This is a genomic window from Kitasatospora sp. NPDC047058 (assembly GCF_040643935.1).
Classification (GTDB): Bacteria; Actinomycetota; Actinomycetes; order Streptomycetales; family Streptomycetaceae; genus Kitasatospora.
In genome coordinates this window covers 1-3,596 of sequence record NZ_JBEYVJ010000572.1, presented here as the reverse complement: position 1 = coordinate 3,596, position 3,596 = coordinate 1, and the positions used below count along the sequence as shown (strand labels likewise).

The window sequence follows — 3,596 nt, the reverse complement described above, 5'->3', positions numbered from 1 at the left end:
CCCGGCGGTCCGCATCGCGGGACGCCGCGGACGCCCGGCGGAGGCCCCGCGGCAGCCCGGTGACCGCGGCGGCGGCCGTCGGCGCGATCGGGCCGTGCCGGGCCCAGCTGCTCGCCGAGCTCCAGGCCGCCGCGGTGCAGATCCGCGCGGGGGCCGGCCGCGGCGTGGACGCGGACTACGCGCTCGGCGCGTACGGCGCCCTGGCCTGGATCTGCGGCCACCACGAGGACCAGCCTTAGGGGCTGTCCGCTACACCGCCCGCCGGTAGAACCAGACGCCCAGCGGCGCGAACACCGCCACGATCCCGGCGTCCCAGGCCAGCGCTTCCCACACCGCGGAGGTGGCCGGGCCGCCGAGCACCAGGACGCGGACCGCCTCCGCGGTCTTGGAGACCGGCTGGTTGTCGGCGAAGGCCTGCAGCCAGCCGGGCATGGTGCTGACCGGGACGAAGGCCGACGAGGCGAACACCAGCGGTGCGAGCACCGGGAAGGCGGCGGCCTGCGCGGTCTCCGGATCGCCGACCGCCATCCCCACCACGGCGAAGATCCACGACATCGCGAAGCCGAAGGCCAGCACCAGCAGCACCCCGCCGAGGAACGAAAGCACGCCGGCATGGATCCGGAACCCCAGGGCGAACCCGACGGCGGTCATCAGCGCCACCACGAACACGTTCCGGGCGAGGTCGGCGGTGGTGCGGCCGGACAGCACCGCCGACCGTGCCATCGGCAGGGAGCGGAACCGCTCCATCAGCCCGGTCTGCATGTCGGTCGCCAGGCCGATGGCCGTGTTCATCGAGCCGAACACGGCGGTCTGCACGAAGATGCCCGGGATCAGGAAGTCGACGTAGCCGACCCCGGGCGGCAGCGCCGGGCCCACCACCCCGCCGAACACGTACCGGAACATCAGCACGAAGACCAGCGGCTGGATGGTGGAGAAGACCAGCAGCCGCGGCACCCGGCGCAGCGCGATGAGATTGCGCCAGGCCACGGCGAGGCCGTCGCGGACCGGTGCGGCGATCCGGGCACCCAGCGACCCGGCGCCGGTCGCTGCGCCCGCCACGGCGCCGGTCGCGGTCATGACGGGCTCCCGGGGGGTCCGGATGCCGGGGTGCCGCCCGGCCCGGAGGCCGCCGGCCCGCCGCCCGGGCCGCCGGACGGTTCCTGCGAGCGCGTGTGGTGTCCGGTCAGGGCGAGGAAGACGTCGTCGAGGCTCGACTCACGGACGGTCACCGTGTGCGGGACGAGCCGGTCGACGTCCAGCGAGTGCAGCACGTCGAGCAACAGCCGGGAGCCGTCCCGGGAGGCCAGCCGGAGCAGCGCGCCGTCCCGCTCGGGCGGCTCGCCGATCCGGTCGGCGATGACCGCGGACGCCCGGACGGCGCGGGCCTCGTCGCCCATGCCCAGTTCGATGACGGTGTTGCCGAGCCGCGACTTCAGCACGGCGGGGGTGTCGTCGGCGATGATCCGGCCCTCGTTCACGACCACGATGCGGGAGGCGAGCCGGTCCGCCTCCTCCAGGTACTGCGTGGTGAGCAGGACCGTCGTGCCGTCGCGGACCAGCTCGCGGATCAGCTCCCACAGGGCGGTGCGGCTCTGCGGGTCCAGCCCGGTGGTCGGCTCGTCGAGGAAGAGCACCGGAGGCTCCGGCACCAGGGCCGCGGCGACGTCGAGCCGGCGCCGCATCCCGCCCGAGTAGGTGCGGACGGGGCGGTCCGCGGCCTCGGTGAGGTCGAACCGGTCCAGCAGTTCCGCCGCGCGGGGGCGCCGCCGGGAGCGCGGGAGCTGGGTGAGGCGCCCGATCAGCCGCAGGTTCTCCCGGCCGGTGAGGTTCGGGTCCACGGCCGCGTACTGGCCGGCCAGGCCGATCAGCCGGCGGACGTTGGCCGCCTCCCGGACCACGTCGTGTCCGAGGACGACGGCACGCCCGCCGCTCGGGCGCAGGATGGTGGTGAGGATCCGGATCGCGGTGGTCTTCCCGGCGCCGTTCGGGCCGAGCAGCCCGAAGACGGTGCCGGCCGGCACCTCGAAGTCCACCCCGTTCAGGGCGGTCACCGCCCCGAACCGCTTGCTGAGACCGACGACGCTGATGGCTGCCTGTCCCATGGGCACGTCCCCGTTCGCGTGACGGTTGCCGCCGGGACCGGCCCGGCCGGATCTCCTTCCATTGTCGCCCGCGGGCCGCCGTCGCTCGTCCGGAGCCGCGGCGGACGCCAGGTCCGAATCCCGCCGGACACCGTGCGCGACGGCCCGCAGAGTGGACACGGAGCACCACGAGGAACGGACAGTTGAGAAAGGGCGCCACGATGACCGGCCACACCACGATCGACACCCCGCCGGGCGGGCTGCTGCCGGTCGGCGAACCCTCCGCCACGCACCCGGCCGGAACGAACCGCTGCCCTTCACCAACCCCGCTCGCCCGGCACCCCCACGACCGCCTCACCGGCACCGACTGGCCGGCCCTCGCCGGCGAACTCGACGCCTTCGGCTGCGCCCCGACCGGACCACTGCTCACCCCCGACGAGTGCGCCGGGATCGCCGCCCTGTTCGAGGAGGTGCAGCACTTCCGCTCCACCGTCGACATGGCCCGCCACCGCTTCGGCTCCGGCCGGTACCGCTACTTCCGGGAGCCCTTCCCCGACCTGGTGGCCGGGCTGCGCGAAGCGCTCTACCCCCGACTGCTGCCCGTCGCCCGGGACTGGGCCGCCCGGCTCGGCCGGCCCGCGCCGTGGCCGGACACCCTCGCCGAGTGGCTGGAGCTCTGCCACCGGGCCGGGCAGACCAGGCCCACTCCGATCCTGCTGCGCTACGGGCCGGGTGACTGGAACGCCCTCCACCGCGACCTGTACGGCGACCTCGTCTTCCCGCTCCAGGTGGTGATCGGCCTGGACGCCCCCGGGACGGACTACACCGGCGGCGAGTTCCTGATGGTCGAGCAGCGCCCGCGCGCCCAGTCCCGCGGCACCTCCGTCACGCTCCGGCAGGGCCACGGCCTGGTCTTCACCACCGGCGACCGGCCGGTGGTCTCCGCCCGCGGCTGGTCCGCCGCACCGATGCGCCACGGCGTCAGCACCGTGCGCGGCGGCCGGCGCCACACCCTCGGCCTCGTCTTCCACGACGCGGCCTGACCGGCCGTGACCGGCCCCGCGGCGACCGGACCCGCGACCGGGGCACGGACGCCCACCCCAGGAGTCACGATGAACCTCGCCCGCGAAGCCGCGCGCACCCGGTCGCCCCTCGGCCCGCGCCCGGACACCCTCCCGTCCCCGCCGCCCGTGCCGCACACGGACGCCGAACTCGCCGCCCTGCTCGGGCTGCTGACGGCGCCGCGGGCCCGGATCGGCACGGTCGTGATCGGCCACGGCCGCGACGCCGCCTCGACGACGGCCGCTGCCGCGTTCGCCGACGCCTGGCGCGAGCACGGCGGGGCGGTCCTCGCCGCGGTCGACTGGCCCGAGGACGCCGCCTCCTGGCTGCGCCCCGCGCACCGCTTCACCGCGGTCACCCCGGACGCCTGGGTCGTGGCCGCCGGCCCGCAGGGGTGGGCCCGGATGAGCCGAGGCGTCGGAGAGGGAGCGGGAGGCGTGCACCACGCGGGCA

At 75.7% G+C, this 3,596-nt stretch carries 5 protein-coding genes; 3 read left to right on the top strand and 2 right to left on the bottom strand.

Features of this window, described 5'->3' with window-relative positions; genetic code table 11:
• Window positions 1–239 (top strand): hypothetical protein (locus tag ABZ885_RS37630; protein ID WP_360199156.1); only part of this gene is annotated, 239 nt, incomplete at its 5' end.
• Between the two features lie 10 nt (window positions 240–249).
• On the opposite strand, the gene ABZ885_RS37625 is transcribed toward ABZ885_RS37630, so the two are convergent.
• Both ABZ885_RS37625 and ABZ885_RS37620 read right to left on the bottom strand, forming a co-directional pair.
• On the bottom strand, window positions 250–1,077 hold the full coding sequence (locus tag ABZ885_RS37625; protein WP_360199154.1) for an ABC transporter permease: 828 nt from the start codon (window positions 1,075–1,077) through the stop codon (window positions 250–252).
• The gene (locus tag ABZ885_RS37620; protein WP_360199152.1) at window positions 1,074–2,102 is read right to left on the bottom strand and encodes an ATP-binding cassette domain-containing protein; all 1,029 of its coding nucleotides are present in this window, start codon (window positions 2,100–2,102) and stop codon (window positions 1,074–1,076) included. The genes ABZ885_RS37625 and ABZ885_RS37620 overlap by 4 nt, the downstream gene beginning before the upstream one ends.
• Window positions 2,103–2,284: 182 nt before the next feature.
• Here ABZ885_RS37620 and ABZ885_RS37615 point away from each other — a divergent pair, with 182 nt between their 5' ends.
• Together ABZ885_RS37615 and ABZ885_RS37610 are read left to right on the top strand one after the other, a co-directional pair.
• Window positions 2,285–3,124 (top strand): 2OG-Fe(II) oxygenase, encoded by an 840-nt coding sequence (locus tag ABZ885_RS37615; RefSeq protein WP_360199150.1) that lies wholly within the window; start codon window positions 2,285–2,287, stop codon window positions 3,122–3,124.
• A gap of 69 nt (window positions 3,125–3,193) precedes the next feature.
• A partial coding sequence (locus tag ABZ885_RS37610; RefSeq protein WP_360199148.1) for a hypothetical protein occupies window positions 3,194–3,596 on the top strand: 403 nt, incomplete at its 3' end.

What these genes read in the sequence shown, in the direction of transcription:
- ABZ885_RS37620 (WP_360199152.1), bottom strand. Translation starts at nt 2,102, where the DNA reads ATGGGACAGGCAGCCATCAGCGTCGTCGGTCTCAGCAAGCGGTTCGGG.
- ABZ885_RS37625 (WP_360199154.1), bottom strand. Translation starts at nt 1,077, where the DNA reads ATGACCGCGACCGGCGCCGTGGCGGGCGCAGCGACCGGCGCCGGGTCG.